This is a genomic window from Pseudoalteromonas sp. 1_2015MBL_MicDiv (genome assembly GCF_002407505.1).
In the GTDB taxonomy this organism is placed as follows: Bacteria; Pseudomonadota; Gammaproteobacteria; order Enterobacterales; family Alteromonadaceae; genus Pseudoalteromonas; species Pseudoalteromonas fuliginea.
Genome location: NZ_CP012737.1, coordinates 3,491,800 through 3,510,928, shown reverse-complemented (window position 1 = coordinate 3,510,928; position 19,129 = coordinate 3,491,800). Strand labels below are relative to the sequence as shown.

General features: G+C 40.0%; 9 protein-coding genes and 2 pseudogenes. All 11 read left to right on the top strand.

The features are described 5' to 3' along the window. The first annotated feature begins 251 nt into the window (after positions 1-251). The gene (locus tag AOR04_RS15765; protein ID WP_096793858.1) at positions 252-1,517 is read left to right on the top strand and encodes an EAL and HDOD domain-containing protein; all 1,266 of its coding nucleotides are present in this window, start codon (positions 252-254) and stop codon (positions 1,515-1,517) included. A 2-nt stretch (positions 1,518-1,519) separates the two neighbouring features. Further along, the gene (locus AOR04_RS15760; RefSeq protein ID WP_096793857.1) at positions 1,520-2,134 is read left to right on the top strand and encodes a paraquat-inducible protein A; all 615 of its coding nucleotides are present in this window, start codon (positions 1,520-1,522) and stop codon (positions 2,132-2,134) included. A gap of 94 nt (positions 2,135-2,228) precedes the next feature. Continuing rightward, the gene (locus AOR04_RS15755) at positions 2,229-2,591 is read left to right on the top strand and encodes a hypothetical protein (RefSeq protein ID WP_232525484.1); all 363 of its coding nucleotides are present in this window, start codon (positions 2,229-2,231) and stop codon (positions 2,589-2,591) included. Between the two features lie 257 nt (positions 2,592-2,848). Continuing rightward, complete coding sequence (locus tag AOR04_RS15750) at positions 2,849-4,225, top strand: TolC family protein (protein ID WP_096793856.1); 1,377 nt, start codon at positions 2,849-2,851, stop codon at positions 4,223-4,225. Then, complete coding sequence (locus AOR04_RS15745) at positions 4,215-5,777, top strand: efflux RND transporter periplasmic adaptor subunit (RefSeq protein WP_096793855.1); 1,563 nt, start codon at positions 4,215-4,217, stop codon at positions 5,775-5,777. Before AOR04_RS15750 ends, AOR04_RS15745 begins: the two co-directional genes overlap by 11 nt. Positions 5,778-5,785: 8 nt before the next feature. After that, positions 5,786-8,902 carry an efflux RND transporter permease subunit gene (locus AOR04_RS15740; RefSeq protein WP_096793854.1) on the top strand — a complete coding sequence of 1,039 codons (3,117 nt, stop codon included), beginning with the start codon at positions 5,786-5,788 and terminating at the stop codon, positions 8,900-8,902. Positions 8,903-9,072: 170 nt separating this feature from the next. Then, complete coding sequence (locus AOR04_RS15735; protein WP_096793853.1) at positions 9,073-16,410, top strand: SpvB/TcaC N-terminal domain-containing protein; 7,338 nt, start codon at positions 9,073-9,075, stop codon at positions 16,408-16,410. 92 nt (positions 16,411-16,502) lie between these two features. Beyond that, positions 16,503-16,850: a hypothetical protein gene (locus AOR04_RS15730; protein ID WP_157770553.1), complete on the top strand. Its 348-nt coding sequence runs from the start codon at positions 16,503-16,505 to the stop codon at positions 16,848-16,850. A 375-nt stretch (positions 16,851-17,225) separates the two neighbouring features. After that, positions 17,226-17,321: pseudogene (locus AOR04_RS22150) on the top strand (Mobile element protein); the annotation flags it as partial. Between the two features lie 123 nt (positions 17,322-17,444). Next, positions 17,445-18,419: a transposase gene (locus tag AOR04_RS15720; protein ID WP_096793851.1), complete on the top strand. Its 975-nt coding sequence runs from the start codon at positions 17,445-17,447 to the stop codon at positions 18,417-18,419. A 205-nt stretch (positions 18,420-18,624) separates the two neighbouring features. After that, positions 18,625-19,023, top strand: a pseudogene (locus tag AOR04_RS15715) (efflux RND transporter permease subunit); the annotation flags it as partial. Positions 19,024-19,129 lie beyond the last annotated feature (106 nt).

Genomic DNA, 19,129 nt, shown 5'->3' with positions numbered 1-19,129 from the left:
TCAACAAGCCCAGTTGTTTATTCTTTTTGTAAGGCGTTTATGCAATATATGTAATGTGTCTGTTGGAGGTTTGATAATAAAAACGATGGCAATAGATCGCTATTTTATATTTAGTAGAGCATCCTTTTATATGATTTACTTTTAGTTGTTTGCAATGATTAAGATATTTTTACTATACTTTTAATTTGTCACATGTATTAAAGTAACTACATAAGTGCTAATTGCACACATGAACTTACAGGCTAAACCTATTGAAAGCGTCTAATACACCAACTTTAACTCCTACTCTTACGCAGTATGTAGCAAGACAACCCATATTTAATGCTGAAAAAGAGGTTTTTGCGTATGAGTTGCTGTATAGAAATTCATCAAATAACGCCTTTCCAGTAGGTACAAGTGATGAACATGCAACGAGCCGTTTATTTTTTAATACGCTTATGTTGGTAGGTGCTGAAAAGCTTACTGCGCATCAACTGGCATTTATTAATTTATCAACGGATGCATTACTCGATGACTTCCCTAAATTATTAAATCCTGAAATGACGGTTATTGAAATTGTAGAACGCACAGTGAATATAGATGAAGTAGCTAAACGTGTTACGTCATTAAAAAAAGAGGGATACACTTTTGCACTTGATGATTATGATGGCGATGCAAAGTGGGAGCCATTATTAGCACTTGTTAGTTATATAAAAATAGAGGCCGATGAGCCCATAATAAAAACTAATATGCACGTAAAAAAGCTTAAGCGTAAATACCCTCACTGTAAAATTATTGTTGAGCGTATAGAGACACACGAGCAGTTTAAAGTACTAAAAACTGCTGGATGTGACTTATTTCAGGGATTCTTTTTTGCTCGTCCAGAAATGCTAACTTACAGTGGTATCGATCCTTCAAAAGTTACTGTGTTTGATTTACTTAAATCAACGTCAAAAGAGTCTTTATGTTTTGAGGAGATACATCAGCGTGTAGCGAGAGATGTTGGTATTACCACGCGTATTTTGAAATTAGCTAATGCACGCTCAGGAAATAGTAATTTAGTAATTACGTCTATTTCGCAAGCTGTAGTGTATTTAGGCGAAGACGTTATTCGCCAGTTTGTCCGCGTACTAGCTCTCAGTGACTTAGGTATAGATAAACCGACGGAGCTCACTAAATTTGCACTTGTGCGAGCAAGGTTAATAGAGTTAATTTTAACTGAAGAAAGTCGTGATTTGGCTCAGCAAGGCTATTTAGTTGGGTTGTTCTCAATGCTTGATGCCATTTTGGATATTGAATTAAATAGTATTGTTAAAGAATTTACACTAAACAAAGATATCACTGATGCCTTATTACATGGCTCTGGGGTGCTAGGCGATTGCTTAATCCTTGCCAAAGCTATCGAAAATAAAAACTGGTCATTAGTTGATGCAACCTTAAAAGAAATCAATCCACAGCTCCCAATTGAGAAACTTTATAACTTTGTTTTAGAGTCGATGCTTTATAGTGATGATGTAATAGAGGTTGTGGTTGATTAAATATGCGTAATTGGTTGTCGGTTATAAGTGTAGTGGTTGCTCTTTGTTTATTGTTTCCTGGTATTACAAAACCAGTATTAACAATAGAGGGCAACATAGATAAATCAAAATTAGCGCAAGCGGGTATTGAAATGCTGGCTGAAGAGGGCGATGGCCAGACTCGCAGCATGCTAATGATGTTCTCGAATATGCTAGGGCTTGATAAGTTAGAGGGCGAGATTAGCGCCTATAACAAAACACAAAGTATTTTAGGTACAGTTAAAGAACTTACTAATAATAACAATTTACTCGTAGCCGCCTTAGTGGGGTTGTTTTCTATTGTTATTCCAAGCCTGAAGCTGCTATTACAATTGTTTTATTGTTGCCTACCTTTGAATGGGTTTAAGCAAAAGCTCGGTCTGGTTATTTGTGCATTAAGTAAGTGGAGCATGGTTGATGTATTTGTTATTGCATTAATAGTGACTTACCTAGCAGGTAACGCTCATGGTAAAAGTGGTGAGCTACTTGTTATGAATGCCCAATTTGGTGAGGGTTTTTGGTATTTTAGCGCATATTGTATATTTGCAATTATAGCGAGTAACTTAATTAAAACACCTGATAAACCGCAGTCTACATAATTAAAGTATGTGTGGTTGCCGTTAGGTTATCTTACAATCATTTTAAAATTTATTAAAAGGCATAATGTTGCAACGTTTTTACTCTAGTTTACTCATGATAACTTTACTGCTCACTTTTGTGGGTCAGGCAATTGCGTCTGTAGCTATGGTATGCGAAATGCCACATATGCCAACAAAAACAGCAATGCATGCCCAAATGCCAATGACACACAGTAGTGATGCAACAGCTGTTGCTAGCATGTCTGAAAATATGATGCAGATGGATTGTTGCGACGACGAAAGTACACCACAAAATGATTGCAAATGCCCTATCAGTGGCTGCGCTGCTAATTCAATGCTTAATGTTGATACTTTATTTAGCGTTATTTTACTTGAATCTGAAAAAGTAAATATAAGTGTATTTACTACACAAATTAATATACCTCGTTCACTCTACCGCCCTCCTATATCTGCTTAATAGCAGGATAGGTGTAATATCAATTTTATTGAAAACATGCTCATTCTAGGAACTAAATAACTCTCTAACTGCGTTAAAAATTACTTATATAAAGCAACTATACTGCGTAATTTTTTCCTTGTTATAGAGCTATTTCCCTACTGCAATAATAGATCATTAATTCAATGCAATTGATATAAAAGGTTTTTGTAAAACTCCTAAACACCTTTTTTGCTTCCTAATTTAAGAATTTCTTTTATTTTTAGATGGAGCAGGTGATGAACCACGCTGTAAGTATTAAAGCCGTGTTATGTAGTGTTGTGTTATTTAGCACAGCTGTTAATGCGCAAAACAATCAAAATAATCTAAAGATCGATACGCTAAAGCAAGCCCGCAATGAGCAAACGCTTAGCTTAACGCAAGCGCTTAATTATGCACTAACGCATGAGCCATGGCTAAAAGCGAGTGGCTACCAAGAAGATGCCGCAATAGCGCAAAGTATTGCCGCAGGCACCTTACCCGATCCTGTTTTAACGGTTGGCTTACTTAACTTGCCTACTAACGGTTATGCGTTTGATCAAGAAGGGATGACACAGCTTAAAGTCGATTTGAGCCAAAAGTTTAGCCGAGGGAATAGTTTAGCGCTTAAACAAAAGGCATTAGCTCAGTCTGTTCAACAATATTCTTGGCAGCGCGCCGATCGCTTAGCACAAGTAAAAGCAATTGTGATTGAGTCGTGGTTAAACGCGTATCGTGCTCAGCGAAGTATTGCTTTAATTGAGCAAGATAAAGGATTATTTACTCAGCTTATTGAAATTACCGAAGCAAGCTACGCAAGTACCTTAGGTAAAACACGCCAGCAAGATATTATTCGTGCGCAATTAGAACTCACTCGCCTTGAAGATAAGCTGGTTATGCTTGAGCAGCAATTTGAAAGTGCTAAAAACCGTTTAGCACAGTGGTTACCTATGAATATGCTTATGCAGCCTTTAAATGCCGAATTTACTAAAACCACAGGGCTGGTTGATTTTGCAAACCTTGAATTTGATAAATTAATACAGTTGCTTATGGCGCATCCCGCAATTATTGCGATAGATAAAACCGTCACGGCAAAGCAAACCGAAGTTGCACTCGCCAAGCAAAGTTACAAACCTCAAATGGGCGTTAATGTGGGTTATGGTTACCGAGATGATACGCCGATGGGGGAGTCGCGAGCTGATTTACTCTCGGTAGGGTTTAGTGTTGATTTGCCATTGTTTACTGATAACAGACAAGATCAACAGGTTAAATCGGCTATTGCTAGTGCAGAAGCTACTAAAACACAAAAGCTGGTGGCGCTTCAAAAACTCAAAGGCATGTACTTTAAGGAGTTTAGCCAACTCGCTCGTTTGCAAAAACGCGATACGCTTTATCAAAATACGTTATTACCGCAAATGTCAGAGCAATCTCAAGCAACACTAAACGCTTATACGCGCGACGATGGGGATTTTTCTGACGTGATGCGCGCGCGTATTAGTGAGCTTAACGCCAAAATAGATGCGCTTAATATTCAAGTAGATCAGCATATTATTACCGCTCGCCTTAATTATTATGCAAGTAGCTTAGACCCCCAAGTAATGAGCGAGCAAACTGGAGAATTACATAATGAATACTAATTTAAAGTTACTTGTTGCCGCCTTAGTGGGCGCAGGCGCTGTTGGGTTAATTGGGGGTTTAGTAATGCAGTTTTTACCTAGCAGCTCGGCAATGCATGAACAGCAAAGTGCTGAAAAACAGCCCTTATATTGGGTAGCCCCTATGGATAGTAATTACAGGCGTGACGCGCCAGGGCTGTCGCCAATGGGAATGGATTTAGTCCCTGTATATGAAAACGATAGCAACGCTCAGGATGGACCAGGTGCAGTAACTATTTCGCCTGCAGTAGTTAATAACTTGGGTGTAAGAACTGCCAAAGTAGAGCTTAAAACACTTCACAGCGATATAAATACTGTAGGGTATGTGCAATATAACCAAGACCAACTTATTCACATTCATCCGCGTGTAGAAGGCTGGATTGAAAGCTTGTACGTTAAAGCGCAAGGTGCACAAGTTAAAGCCGGTGAGCCTTTATATACTTTGTATTCACCACAATTGGTGAATGCACAGGAAGAGTTTTTACTGGCGGTGAATCGTAATAATACCGTGTTAATTCGCGCTGCAAAGGCGCGTTTAGAGTCGTTAAATGTATCTGATGGATTTATCGAGCGCTTACAAAAAAATAAAAAGATAATGCAAAATATTACTTTTTACGCAAAGCAAAGTGGTGTGGTAGATGAGCTAACAGTACGAGAAGGCTTTTACGTTAAACCAGGCACATCAATGATGAGTATTGCTCAGCTTGATGAAATTTGGGTAGAGGCAGAAGTGTTCGAGCGCCAATCAGAACAAGTGAGCGTTGGTTTACCTGTAACAATGACGCTTGATTACTTAAAAGGTCAAAAGTGGGAAGGTAAGGTTGATTACATTTACCCCGCGCTTGATGCTAAAAACCGGACGCTACGTGTAAGACTCAGGTTTGAAAATACAGATCATCGGTTAAAACCAAATATGTTTGCACAAGTGAGCATTCACGCTAAAGCGAGTAAAGCGCAATTTACAGTCCCTAAAGAAGCGGTAATTCGCACGCAGCATCAAAATCGTGTGGTTATTGCATTAGGTGAGGGTCGTTTTAAATCGGTAGAAGTCGAAGTTGGGCAAATTAATAGTAATGAAGCGGTGATTTTGTCAGGCGTGACGACAGGTGACACGGTAGTGACCTCAGCGCAATTTTTAATAGATTCTGAGTCGAGTAAAAGCTCCGACTTTAAACGAATGGAAATACCTAGTTCTGGTATTAGCTCAGGTATGGGGTCGGATTCTGGTTCAGGCTCTAATATGAACATGGATATGCAGCTACAAAGCGCCACGGTTAACGGCACTATTAATGCCATAGATATACAAAATCGCATTATAAATATTAGTCGAGAAGCCATTGAAAAATGGAATCGAGAACCCGCCACAATGGACTTTGTATTAGCGCCAGATATTGATATTAGTCAGTTTGAAAATGCCCAGTATATTAATTTTACTTTTAGCATTATTAATGATGAATTTGTAATCACTAAAGCGCAAAACGCAGAGCCGATTGATCATTCTACTATGCAACCTATGCAACACAGTTCTCACTAGGAGCCATTATGATAACTGCCATTATTCGCTGGTCTGTTGGCAATCGCTTTTTTGTGTTGTTGCTTACATTAATTTTACTGGGTGGAGGGTTGTTTGCGATAAAAAATACGCCCGTGGATGCCTTGCCTGACTTATCTGATGTTCAGGTCATTATAAAAACTACTTATCCGGGGCAAGCGCCGCAAGTAGTGCAAGACCAAGTCACATTCCCTCTCACTACAGCAATGCTTTCTGTGCCGGGTGCGCAAACCGTAAGAGGTTTTTCATTTTTTGGTGACTCGTACGTTTACGTTATTTTTGACGAAAAAACCGATTTGTATTGGGCGCGTAGCCGAGTACAAGAATACCTAAGTCAAGTAGCAAATCGATTGCCCGATAGCGCTACGCCAGAGCTTGGTCCTGATGCAACAGGCGTAGGTTGGATTTACTTATACGCACTGGTTGATAAAACAAATAAACACGATATTAGTCAGCTACGAAGCTTACAAGATTGGTTTTTAAAGTTTGAGCTACAAACCGTACCAGGAGTCTCTGAAGTGGCTGCTGTTGGTGGCATGGTTAAGCAATACCAAGTCAATGTAGAGCCCGATAAATTACGTGCATATGGTATTCCGCTTAGCCTTATTCAAACGGCTATTCAACAAGGCAACCAAGAGATGGGCGCCTCGGTAGTTGAAATGGCTGAAGCTGAATACATGGTAACAAGCACAGGCTACATTAAGAGTGTTGCCGACCTAGAAGCTATTCCGCTTGGCGTAAACGCCAACGGTACTGCGCTGCAGTTGCGTGATGTAGCTGATATTAGAGTCGGGCCGCAAATGCGCCGTGGTATTGCAGAGCTTAATGGCGAAGGCGAAGTAACCGGCGGCATCGTTATTATGCGCTATGGCGAAAATGCACAAAAAACTATTGGGCTGGTAAAAGCAAAATTAGAATCGCTTAAAAAGGGATTACCAGAGGGCGTTGAAATAGTCCCTGTGTACGATCGCTCCAACTTAATTAATAACGCGGTAGATAATCTAACAAGTAAGCTAATTGAAGAGCTGATTGTAGTTGCTTTAGTGTGTGTGGTGTTTTTGTTTCATGTGCGCTCATCATTAGTGGCGATTATTACGTTACCGCTTGGGATTTTAACGGCATTTATAATTATGTATTGGCAGGGGATTAACGCCAATATTATGTCTTTAGGGGGAATTGCAATAGCGATAGGTGCAATGACCGACGGCGCTATCGTCATGATTGAAAATATGCACAAACATATGGAAAAAACACCCCTTACCAACGAAAACCGCTGGGAAGTTGTGGCTAAATCGGCGAGTGAAGTGGGTCCTGCATTATTTTTCAGTTTATTAATCATTACCGTCAGCTTTATACCGGTATTTATTTTAGAAGCGCAAGAAGGGCGTATGTTTGCGCCACTGGCTTACACTAAAACCTATGCTATGGCTGCGTCTGCAGGGCTTGCGATTACCTTAGTGCCGGTATTAATGGGTTACTTTATTAGAGGTAAAGTCATTTCGGAGCAAAAAAATCCAGTTAACCGATTACTCGTCGCAGCGTATCGTCCACTACTTAACTGGGTGCTTAAATTTCCAAAAATGACATTGGTACTCGCGGTGGTTGTTTCTGTTATTGGCTTTTACCCGGTAAATAAAATAGGCAGTGAATTTATTCCGCCACTCGATGAGGGCGATTTAATGTATATGCCCACAACGTATCCTGGTTTATCGGTAGGTAAAGCGCGCGAAATACTACAGCAAACCGACAAGCTAATTGCCACAGTACCCGAGGTTAAAACAGTATTTGGTAAAGTTGGGCGAGCAGAAACAGCAACAGATCCTGCACCGCTTACAATGATAGAGACGTTTATTCAGTTAAAACCAAAAAACGAATGGCGCGAGGGTATGACCCTTGAAAAACTTAAAAAAGAACTCGACGGTTTGGTTAAGTTTCCGGGGTTGACGAACGCGTGGGTAATGCCAATTAAAACACGTATTGATATGCTCGCAACCGGTATTAAAACCCCTGTGGGCATTAAAGTTGCGGGACCAAAGTTGAGTGAAATTCAAAAAATTGGTCAACAAATAGAAGTGCTTTTAAAAGATGTGCAAGGCACCGCATCGGTTTACTCAGAGCGAGTAGCAGGTGGGCGTTATATAAAAGTAGATATAAACCGAGAAAAAGCGGCGCGTTATAGTTTAAACATTAGCGACGTACAGCAAGTTGTATCTACAGCAATTGGTGGTACAAACGTAACACAAACCGTAGAAGGGCAAGAGCGCTACCCAGTTAATTTGCGTTACCCGCAAGCATACAGAGACTCGCCAGAAGAACTAATGTTGTTACCCATTGTAACGCCTACAGGGCAGCGTATAGCACTTGGTGATGTAGCCAATGTATTTATTGAAGATGGACCGCCTGGTATAAAAAGCGAAAATGCACGTTTAAACGGTTGGAGCTTTATTGATATAGATGGCGTTGATATTGGTACTTACGTTGAGCACGCTCAGCAAGTGCTCGATAAAGACCTAATACTACCAGCTGGCTACTCAATTACGTGGGCTGGGCAGTATGAATACATGCAGCGCGCTAAAGACAAACTGACTTATGTATTACCACTTACATTAGCAATAATTATTGTGTTGCTTTACCTTAATTTTAGAAGCTTTGCTGAGGTCACTATTATTATGGCTACGTTGCCACTGGCAATGATTGGTGGCGTATGGCTAATGTATTTAGAGGGCTTTAACTTTTCAGTTGCAGTAGGTGTGGGCTTTATTGCCTTAGCTGGGGTAGCGGTAGAGATAGGGGTCATTATGCTGGTGTATTTAAACCAGGCCTATCAAGAAAAATGCATCGAAGCAGAGCAGGCAGGTAAGCCACTTAGTTTAGTGCAATTACAGCAAGCTATTATTGAAGGTGCAGGGCTTCGAGTACGCCCGGTTATGATGACTGTCGCGACAATTATTATCGGTTTATTACCTGTACTTTATGGCACGGGCACCGGAAGCGAAGTAATGAGCCGAATAGCAGCGCCTATGGTTGGCGGTATGGGCAGTGCAATTGTACTTACTTTACTTGTTATTCCTGCGGTTTACTTACTATGGCGTAAGCGAGATTTGTAAAAGTATTAGGGAGTAAGCCAAGTATTTATTCCCTACATACCAGAGTTGTTTTTAGAATACCTTCATTATCGCTAGTTGGATGTTATTAATTTGTTAAATTAACAATAATTAATTGTGTTGATTTATTTTTTTGTTAATAATAAACGGTAATTTTATTTAAGGAACGAATAATGAAGTATTTACACTGGCAGCATATTATACAAAAAGCACTGTTTACTTGTTTTTATTTACTCACACTTAGTTATTCGTGTTTTACGTTGAGTAATTCAAGTTTTACTCTCGCTGATTTTACCCTACAACCCCCATTCGGTGGTATTAGTTATGCTCCTTCTGCACCAACTAATTTTAATTATAGCAAAAGTGATAACGCTATATCTGTCTCTTGGGATTGGGGAGTTAATGATGGTGGCGAATTGGAGGCTTTTTCTGCAAAAACGTTGAATGGAGCTCTTGAAAGCCAGAGTAAAAATACTTTCAGTGTTCTGCCTTGTAATGGTAATTGTAATCTTACTACGCACTTTGTTGTTGAAGTATCTGAAGCTGGCGGTGCTTATAGGGTTGTTGCAACAACTACAGGAAAAATTTACCACTTTACATTAACTAACTATGCCAGCTACCGGTTTAGAGTTAAAGCTGGGACTGATTACTCTAAAACAGAGGTAGGTCCAAGGAAAATTATCTATAGTGATTATTTGGTAGGCCCTGTTATTACAGCTCCTGCAAAACCTAAGTTAGAAAAACCCAGTATTACTCCAGCCTCAGAATCAATCCTTTCAGGTACAGCAATATCAATTAGTTCAAGTTACACAATCAAGTATAAGCTAGTTAATAACGGTACAAGTTGCGATAACGGTAGCTGGCTGAGCTATACAAGTGCATTTAATTTAACGCGCAGTCAACGCGTGTGCGCTAAAGCAATAAAGTCAGGTTGGCCTGATAGTGATGTGGTGCTTCAAGATTATACAATTTTGGAACAAACCTCTCTGTTTGCAGCGTTGGCAGCAATAACGCCTAATAATGAGTTGGAGTTCGAACCGGTGGGGTCGCCAACGGTGAGTGGTGTGGGAACTATTAAGGGTCAAGCCGGGGTTGATGGTGGCGCAGCAACCTACCACATTCCTATTGAATTACCGCCAGGGCGTGTAGGCATGCAACCGGAAGTGTCGCTCAATTATTCATCACGCAGCGGCAAGGGGATAGCCGGTGTGGGTTGGTCATTAACAGCAGGTTCAAGTATTACACGCTGCGCTGCAACTTATGCACAAGATGGTTTTAGTCAAAACCCACAATACAACAGTAATGACCGTTTGTGCCTAGACGGCCAACGTTTAATCGCAACATTAGGCTCTTATGGTAATTCAGGCACTGAATATCGCACAGAAATAGATAGCTTCACTCGCGTTACGCAAAGCGGTTCTCTTAATGGCACAGCAACATGGTTTAAAGCCGAATATAAAAATGGGCATGTTGCTTATTTTGGTAAAACCAGCAATTCACGCTTAGTGCATGGTGGTAAAAGTGCTGCGTATTCGTGGTTAATTGAATATCAACATGATGCTACTGCGAAAAATTATATTCATTATAAATATGAAGAGTTTGGAGTCGGTGAAACGCTATTAAGTGGAATAGCTTACACAGGAAATAGTGTTAGTTCAAAAGGGAGCCAATCAATTACTTTCGCTTACGAAAGTAATAACAGGTTTAAAAGTGGTTATATAGCAGGAGGAAATTACTCATCATCACAGCAGTTAAAAGCAATTAATGTTGAAAATAATGGTCAAGTAGTTAGGTCTTATGACTTAACTTATACCTTAAGTCGAACTTCAAATAGAGAGCTATTAAATAAAGTTCAGCAGTGTGAAGGTGCAGATAATTGTTTTTCAATAACGAACATTGATTGGAGTGATAATAAACAAACAGTTGCGTTAAATACGCTAAGCTTAGCTAATGGAGAAAGGCTATTTCCTAATATTTTAAATTTATTTGAGTATATACCCCAAGGCGACTTAAATGGTGATGGAGTAAGAGATTGGCCAGGAGTTTACCTTAATGCTGAGGCCGAACTTTCTTCATATAATAATTTGGCGTTTAACCCTTGCTATCAAAACAGCTATAACAGGCAATTAATTTGCGTTGATGGTGACTTTAACATGGATGGTAAAAGTGATGATTGGTCAAATGTTAATGGGCTAATGGTAATTAAATATACAAATGGTGGAATGGTCACTACTAATGTAGAGCTAGGAAATAGTGCCAACTTGGGCATAGCTGATAGTCACCCTGTTCATATAGCAGATTACAACGGTGATGGATGGCCTGACCTGATGGTTTATGATTCATCAAATTCAGGCGGGGTGTCTTTAAAACTTTATTATCACACGGGTTTAGTTCAGCGTCCATATAGTGAAAGCCAGTATATAGGTAGTTATGGTTTAATACGTAAAGGAACATCCAATATACTAGGTCGAGGCTTTCAATTTATGGGCGATATGACAGGTAATGGCCTGCCCGATATAATAAAAACTGACAGCGGTGCTTCAAGAGATAACCCTTATCCACAAGCTATACCAACTAGTTTATTAGTCAATAGCGGCAGTGACTTTTCAAATGTTGGTTTAGATGATTTAGATATACTTTATAATGGTGATTATCAAGATTTACATCCTGTTTTTTCATATTTTATTGATATAAATGGGGACGGGTTAAGCGACTGGATTGGGTGGCGTACAACACCATCGATAAAGTTAGTTGCTAGACTAAACATTGGGGGAGGGGATTTTGCTCAAAACGAAATCAACTTAGGTTCTAACCCTTTTGAAACTCGTTTTTCGTATATACGACTTAGCAATAATGAAGTTGACACAAGGTATATTCCTAAATTTATGGGGGCATTTAAAGTACAAGATATTAATAATGATGGGGTACCAGAGGTACTTGTACCTGGTGAGAGGATATATGAATCATGTGCGTTAATACCAAGTCAAATTGGAGGGACTAAAAATCGTTGTGGCGATGAACTATACGGCTCGCGATTTAGCTCTTCAGATGTTGGTTCTATAACTTCAATCAACAGTGAGTCGGTTGATAATAGCATTTATAGATTTGATGCTATTTATTTTGAACAGGGAGTAGGTAATAGTTTTTCAGTTCGAAGAGAGCCAACAAATTATCTTGGGCATGCCTATCAATCAACTTTTATTGATGTGTTTGGTACAGGTATCCCTTCCCTCGTTTTTAATCATAGAAGAAATTACTCAGCGGGGAAATTAACAACATTTAATGATGCATCTCTTGGTAATGAATTTGTGCAATATAAAAGTGATTACGGAATTTTTATAAGTAGAAATTATGGCTCAGGTAGTGGAATTACAAATAGCGATTATGCACCAGCAGATCTCATTGAAAGTGTTGAAAATGGCTTAGGTGTTAAATCACAATGGCGTTTAAGGCCGCTTTCAAGTAATGAACTTGATTACGATTTACTCTCAGGTGACATAGTAAATGGTAATGGATACTTTAATTTTGCCTCATCAATGTATGTAGTAACTAGTTTTAAACAAAGTAATGGGGTTGGCGGTACGAATGAGCGCAGCTATAATTATTTAGGTTCGGTTTATAATGCCCAAGGCCGTGGTTTTATGGGCTTTAAAAGCATTATAGAAAAAGATGTAAGTCGAGGGCTCGTTACACAATCAGACTTTAAACAAGTCTTTCCGTATCAGGGTAAGTTAGAACGCCAAGCTACTTTTGCGGTAAATGACTATAACGTGCGAAGTTATAATTTATTACAATCAGCAAGTCTGGAAGCTAATGCATTAAGTTATTCAAGTACTGACTGGCAGGATAACCTGAACCATACTATATCAGGTGTTTATAATGTATATCCTCGTTCTACAACGCAGCTAACGCGAGATCTTGATTCTAAAAGTGTTGTTACATCTACCAATAAAACCATAATTGGAATTGATGAATATGCAAATGTAACAGCCAACTCGGTAGAGATTAATGACGACTGGGGAGTGTATACAACGTCCCAAAGTAGTACTTATCAAATCGATGAAAGCAGTTGGTGGTTAAATAAACTCACTAATAAAACAGTGACAAAAAACGCAATTAAAGAGCGTAATAGTAATGATCCAATAACGAATGTAACACTCGATCAAAAAACATCTAATACAACTGTTTATTCTCAATATCATAGCAGTCGTCAGGCTGGTGTAGTCGAAATTAGTGGTAAAATAGGCTCAGCTATTTCGGGTAATGGCAGTACAGTTACGACTGCTTTTAATGATTACGGCTTACCGCACCTTGTAAGTCAAACAACCAAAGTACGCAACAGTAGCGGCAGTTGGGTTGACCAAACGCGGACGACATCAACTACGTACAGTAAAAATGGCATCAGCGAGGCAAGCGACGGCTATTTCCCCCACAAGCAAATCAATGCTAAAGGGCATATAAGTTATACCAATGTGAACCCCGCCACGGGGCAGGTAACCCAAACACGCCAACAACTCAGTGGCAGTAATTATCAAGTAACCAACTATGGCTATGATGATTACAACCGTCCGTACAGCGTTCAAACTGCGGGTATGCCCATTCAGTACAGTGCAGTACAAACACCGGATACACAAGCTCCCGAACACGCAGCTTTACAAGTCTTAAAGGTGGCAGCCGGGCAACCAGCCCAAAAAATCTATATAGATAAGTTAGGTCGTACACTACGCACTGCCGTACAAGGTTTTGATAGCGATTGGATATTCAGTGATGTTGTTTATAACAGTGTAGGTTATAAAACATTTGAATCTGTAGCACATAAAGAGCATGCCTCAGTATTTGGTACATTTTATACCGCACACGATACACTCGGTCGCGTAACTGAAAAAGTAACCAATCAACATTGCGGTGATATGACTACAAACTACGAATACAGCGAACTTGCCACAGGCATAACAGTTTATGATAGTTGTTATGGCATCACGCTAGATATGTCGCGTACTTACAATAGCCTTAAGCAACTAATGCAAACAACTGATGCAAACAATGGAATTACACGTTATAGCTATAATGGGCAAGGGTTACCAATCGTTATTCAAGATGCTAACGGCAATAACATTGTGGCAATGTACAATGCACTTGGTCAAAAAGTACAGGTAAACGATCCAAATCAAGGTATCACTAATTTTCAATATAATGGTTTTGGTGAATTACAACATGAATCCCGAGCGGATAATAAAACCATTAGTTATGTAACCGATGTACTTGGGCGCGTTACACGACGCACCGCGACAGGTGAAAATACGTTAACGTATAGCTATGATGGCGCTACCTATGGCCTAGGGCAGTTAAATCAAGCGGCAGGTAATGGCGTAACAAAAAATTACGCATACGATAGTCGAGGCCGTCCTAGTAGCCAAACTATTATTGGTAGCGGTAAAAGCTACACAACAACCACATTTTACGACAGTAACTATGGCCGTGTAAAAGGGCTACGTTACCCGAATAACCTTACCTTAGAGTACATTTATAACGATGCAGGCTATCAAACGCAGGTAAAAAATGCCGCCAGTGGTTATGTGTTTAAAACTATCACTGAACATGATGTGTTTGGTAATATATCACAGGGGACATTAGGTAATGGGTTAAGTGAAAATACCGCTTACAGCCTTAAGAATGGTCAGATGACCCTTAAAACCATTGCTAAAAATAATAGCAATATTATGAGTGTTAATTACTCAGCGTACGATGGGTTTGGTAATTTAAAAGCTGTTGATATCACAACAGGGAATATTGGCAACCAGCACAATTTTAGTGAAAGTTACAGCTACGATGCACTGCACCGTTTAGAAAGTAACGCTGTTAATGGCATTACCACGATTGACTACAGCTATGATGCGGTGGGCAATCTGTTATCTAAATCGGATTACGCCTCACAATACGATTACACTAACGGTGCAACAGGTGGGCCAAATGCAGTAAAGCGTGTGCTACGCAACGGCAGTTGGAAAGTATTTAGTTATGATGCACGTGGAAATATGACACGGGGCGATGGCCTTACCAGTGCCAGCTACAACGCGATGGATAAACCCACACAAATTATAAAAAACGGTAAAACCCTCACCTTTACCTATGGTCCACAACACATGCGCTTTAAGCAAGTGAATGGCAGCGTAACCACTTTTTATAGCGATAAGTTGTATGAAGAAGAAATCGACGGCAGCAACACCACATGGCGAGCTTACATAGACGACATAGCCGTTATAAGCCAAACGATAGGGGTCAGTGCAAGCATTCGATACACTCACCGTGACCGCTTAGGCAGTGCACGCGTATTTACCGACCATAACGGACAAGTAGAAGCAGAGCGAAATTTTGACCCATTTGGTAAACCACGGCTAGCCAGTGGCGGCTTAAAGGCATTTGGAGATTCAAAACTCGGTGATATGGCGGATGCCAAAACACGAAGAGGCTTTACTGACCACGAACATTTAGATAATGTAGAGCTCATTCACATGAACGGGCGGGTATACGATTATAACCTTGGCAGGTTTATGTCGGTTGACCCTGTAATTCAAAGCCCAACGAATAGTCAGAGTATTAACCCTTATTCGTACATAATGAATAATCCGCTCAGTGGGACTGATCCAACTGGGTATTCTAGTTGTAGTGTAGATGATGCCGCAGGGTGCCAAGACGTTGCAGAAGATCTGGGTAAAGGCGAAACAGCCGATGTAACACAAAAGCAATCTGTCACAGGTTCCCACATAAAACGCGATGTGAAAGTCGGTACGATGACAGGCAATGGTAATGGTACGGTTAATATTCAGATAGGCAATATGTCTGCGACAGCGGATATTGGCGCACCAGCTAGTAACAATAAAGGGGCTAATAGTACCAGTGGAAGTGGAACTGGTGATGCAGGATTTGATGAAGCTGCTCAAAATCTTGATTTATCCAACGATCTAACTGCTGGATTTGGTTTGCCACAAAACGAAAACTCGGATGACTCTTGGAGTTTCGGAGACCCGCTTCCTCAAGGGCTTGTTGACGGTGTCACAGGCTTCGGAGATGGCGTATTTAATGCTATCACCTTTGGCTATGGAAACTTGAGTGATATTCGTAGTGCGTTTGGGATAAATGGTGGTGTTGACAAAAATTCAGATTTGTATTCTGGGGGCCATTTAGCTGGAGCTATTAACGGCGGAGCGGCGCTTGGTGGCGCTATAGGGTTGCTTGGTAAAGGTGTGAAGGGTTTTGAATATTCGCACTTCGTACCTCAGCGTTTCCTGAATAAATTTGGCATTACTAGAAAGTGGAAATCTCCGCTAAATGGTACGTACGTTCCGAAGTTGTTCCATGCTTTAACGGATAAATTTAGGTATAGATTTATGCCAAGGACATTTAAGGCTCAATACGGTCTAACCTCGCCAATCCCCCAAGGGGCGCAACAAGTTCTACGGACACCGCCTGTATTTGTGGGTAGTGCACTCGGTGCGACCAGCGATAGATAGGAGTTGATATTTTGATTTTAAAACTTTTGACTGGAATTAAGTTGCTGCTTGCACATCCAAAATTGGTACTCGGTAGCGAGACAGGGGTGGCTATGACATCTTTAGAGGAGCGCCTGATTGAAGAATTAGCCTCTCGATTATCAAATGAAGAAAGTAATACATTAAAGTCTCAGCTTTCTGAAGTTAATTTAATGGAGCGGGTTTATGCGCCGAAGACTATTGTTTCATTCAATAAGATTGAAGGCTTTTCATACAGTCTTAAGAGGAGCGATAAATTTCGTGACTCAGAAGATGAGTACAAACTAATGAAAATCGACTTTAAAGTAAATAACAAACCTTTTAGGGCCATATTTTACGTAGTGTACGGAAATTTATTTTCGATTGAATTCACGGAAGATATGTCGAGTTACACTCAAGCTGAAGATATGGAATTTACTTGATTTTACCTTATGCAAAAAAATAAACTAGACATATATGGACGCTCCCTTGAAGTCAAGACGAGCTAGTGTATAAACATCAAAATTGATGCCAAACACAGATCCAGTTAGAGGCTATGAAACAATATTCTATTTAATTGCGCAAGCTCCAAGCGTTTTAAACTCGGTAAATAATGATTTAAAACGAACTGGTGGAATTACAAGAGTTGAGTGATACCAACGAAAATAAGCAAGACGAAAATAAGCAAGACATATATGGACGCTCCCTTGAAGTCAAAAATAAACTAGAAAAATAAACTAGACATCCACTCAAAATTTTGCACTTTTACGCTCAAAGTACTACGCTTTATTTAGTGTAAAAAACAAGCAGGATGTCTTATGGCCATCGCAAGAAAACGACAAATAAGTTTGGTTGATACAAAATACTACCACTGTATTTCGCGTTGCGTGCGCCGTGCTTTTTTGTGTGGCAAATTAGGATGACACCCATCCTAATTACTCTACTAACCAAATAAACTAGACATCCACTCAAAATTTTGCACTTTTACGCTCAAAGTACTACGCTTTATTTAGTGTAAAAAACAAGCAGGATGTCTTATGGCCATCGCAAGAAAACGACAAATAAGTTTGGTTGATACAAAATACTACCACTGTATTTCGCGTTGCGTGCGCCGTGCTTTTTTGTGTGGTGAAGACCACTTTACTGGTCAATCTTACGAGCATCGCAGAGGCTGGGTTGAAGATAAGTTACTGGAATTAGCAAAAATATTTTGTATTGATGTATGTGCTTATGCCGTAATGAGTAATCACACCCATTTAGTATTGTATGTTGATGATAAGAAAGCGAATAGGCTGAATGATAAAGCGATTGTTATTCGCTGGCATAAGCTGTGTAAAGGCACCGCTCTTACACAAAAATACATACAGGGCGAAAAGCTAAGTAAAGCTGAACTTATCTTTTTTAACCAAACAGTAAACCAATACCGCGAGCGCCTATCCAATATTAGCTGGTTTATGCGGTTACTAAATGAAGATATAGCCCGCAGAGCAAATAAAGAAGATAATTGCACAGGCCGCTTTTGGGAGGGGCGCTTTACGTCTCAAGCATTATTAGATGAAGCAGCCCTTGCTGCCTGTATGGCCTATGTTGATTTAAACCCCATTAGAGCAAAAATGGCAGAAACGCCCGTAGAGTCAAACCATACCAGCATCAAGCAACGCATAACACACGCAAAAGAAGGTAAGCAACCAAAACCACTACTGCGCTTTGCAGGCAAGCCTCGTCAAACAATGCCAAAAGGGCTGCCGTTTGAGCTTAAATCGTACCTTGAGCTTGTTGAATTAACAGGACGAATAATACGAGAGGATAAACGCGGGTATATTGATAATATGAACCTTCCTTTGCTTGAAAGGTTAAATATATCCCCAGAAAACTGGTTAAAACTGACTACGCAATTTACACGCGTATTTCGTGGTGCAGTAGGCAGGCCAAGTTCACAAGCAAGTTACTGTAAAAACTTAAACAGAAAGCGGTGGGCGAATATCAGTAACTGCGAAAAGTTACTGGCATAAAACGTAAGCTACTCAGTAAAACTGTTCAGTAATAAATCACAACTGCACCATGCAGCTATTTTCATGCGTGGAATTTAGATTAAGAGCACTAGTGACTTATTTGATGGATGAAATGAAAGTAACTCGGTGATAAAAGATAAATTCTTAACCTAAAATTAAGTTTAATAGTAACTTTTTGTTTGTTCGATTAGAGTGGCTGTTTAGTTTAGCTCTAGAGGGCTTTAACTTTTCAGTTGCAGTAGGTGTAGGCTTTATTGCCTTAGCAGGGGTAGCGGTAGAAATAGGGGTCATTATGTTGGTGTATTTAAACCAAGCCTATCAAGAAAAGTGCCTCGAAGCAGAGCAAGCCGGAAAACCGCTTAGCTTAGTGCAATTACAGCAAGCTATTATTGAAGGAGCAGGGCTTCGAGTACGCCCGGTTATGATGACTGTCGCGACCATTATTATTGGCTTGCTACCTGTGCTGTATGGCACCGGTACTGGAAGCGAAGTAATGAGCCGAATAGCAGCGCCTGTGGTTGGCGGTATGGGCAGTGCAATTGTACTTACTTTACTTGTTATTCCTGCGGTTTACCTACTGTGGCGCAAACAAGGACTTAAATAATATAAAGCAACAAGACGATAGAGCAGTGCGGTTACTTCCCACGCATTGCTCTATAAAAATTACCTATAATTTGTAAGTTGTTCTATTAAATAGCTAGTTATTACTC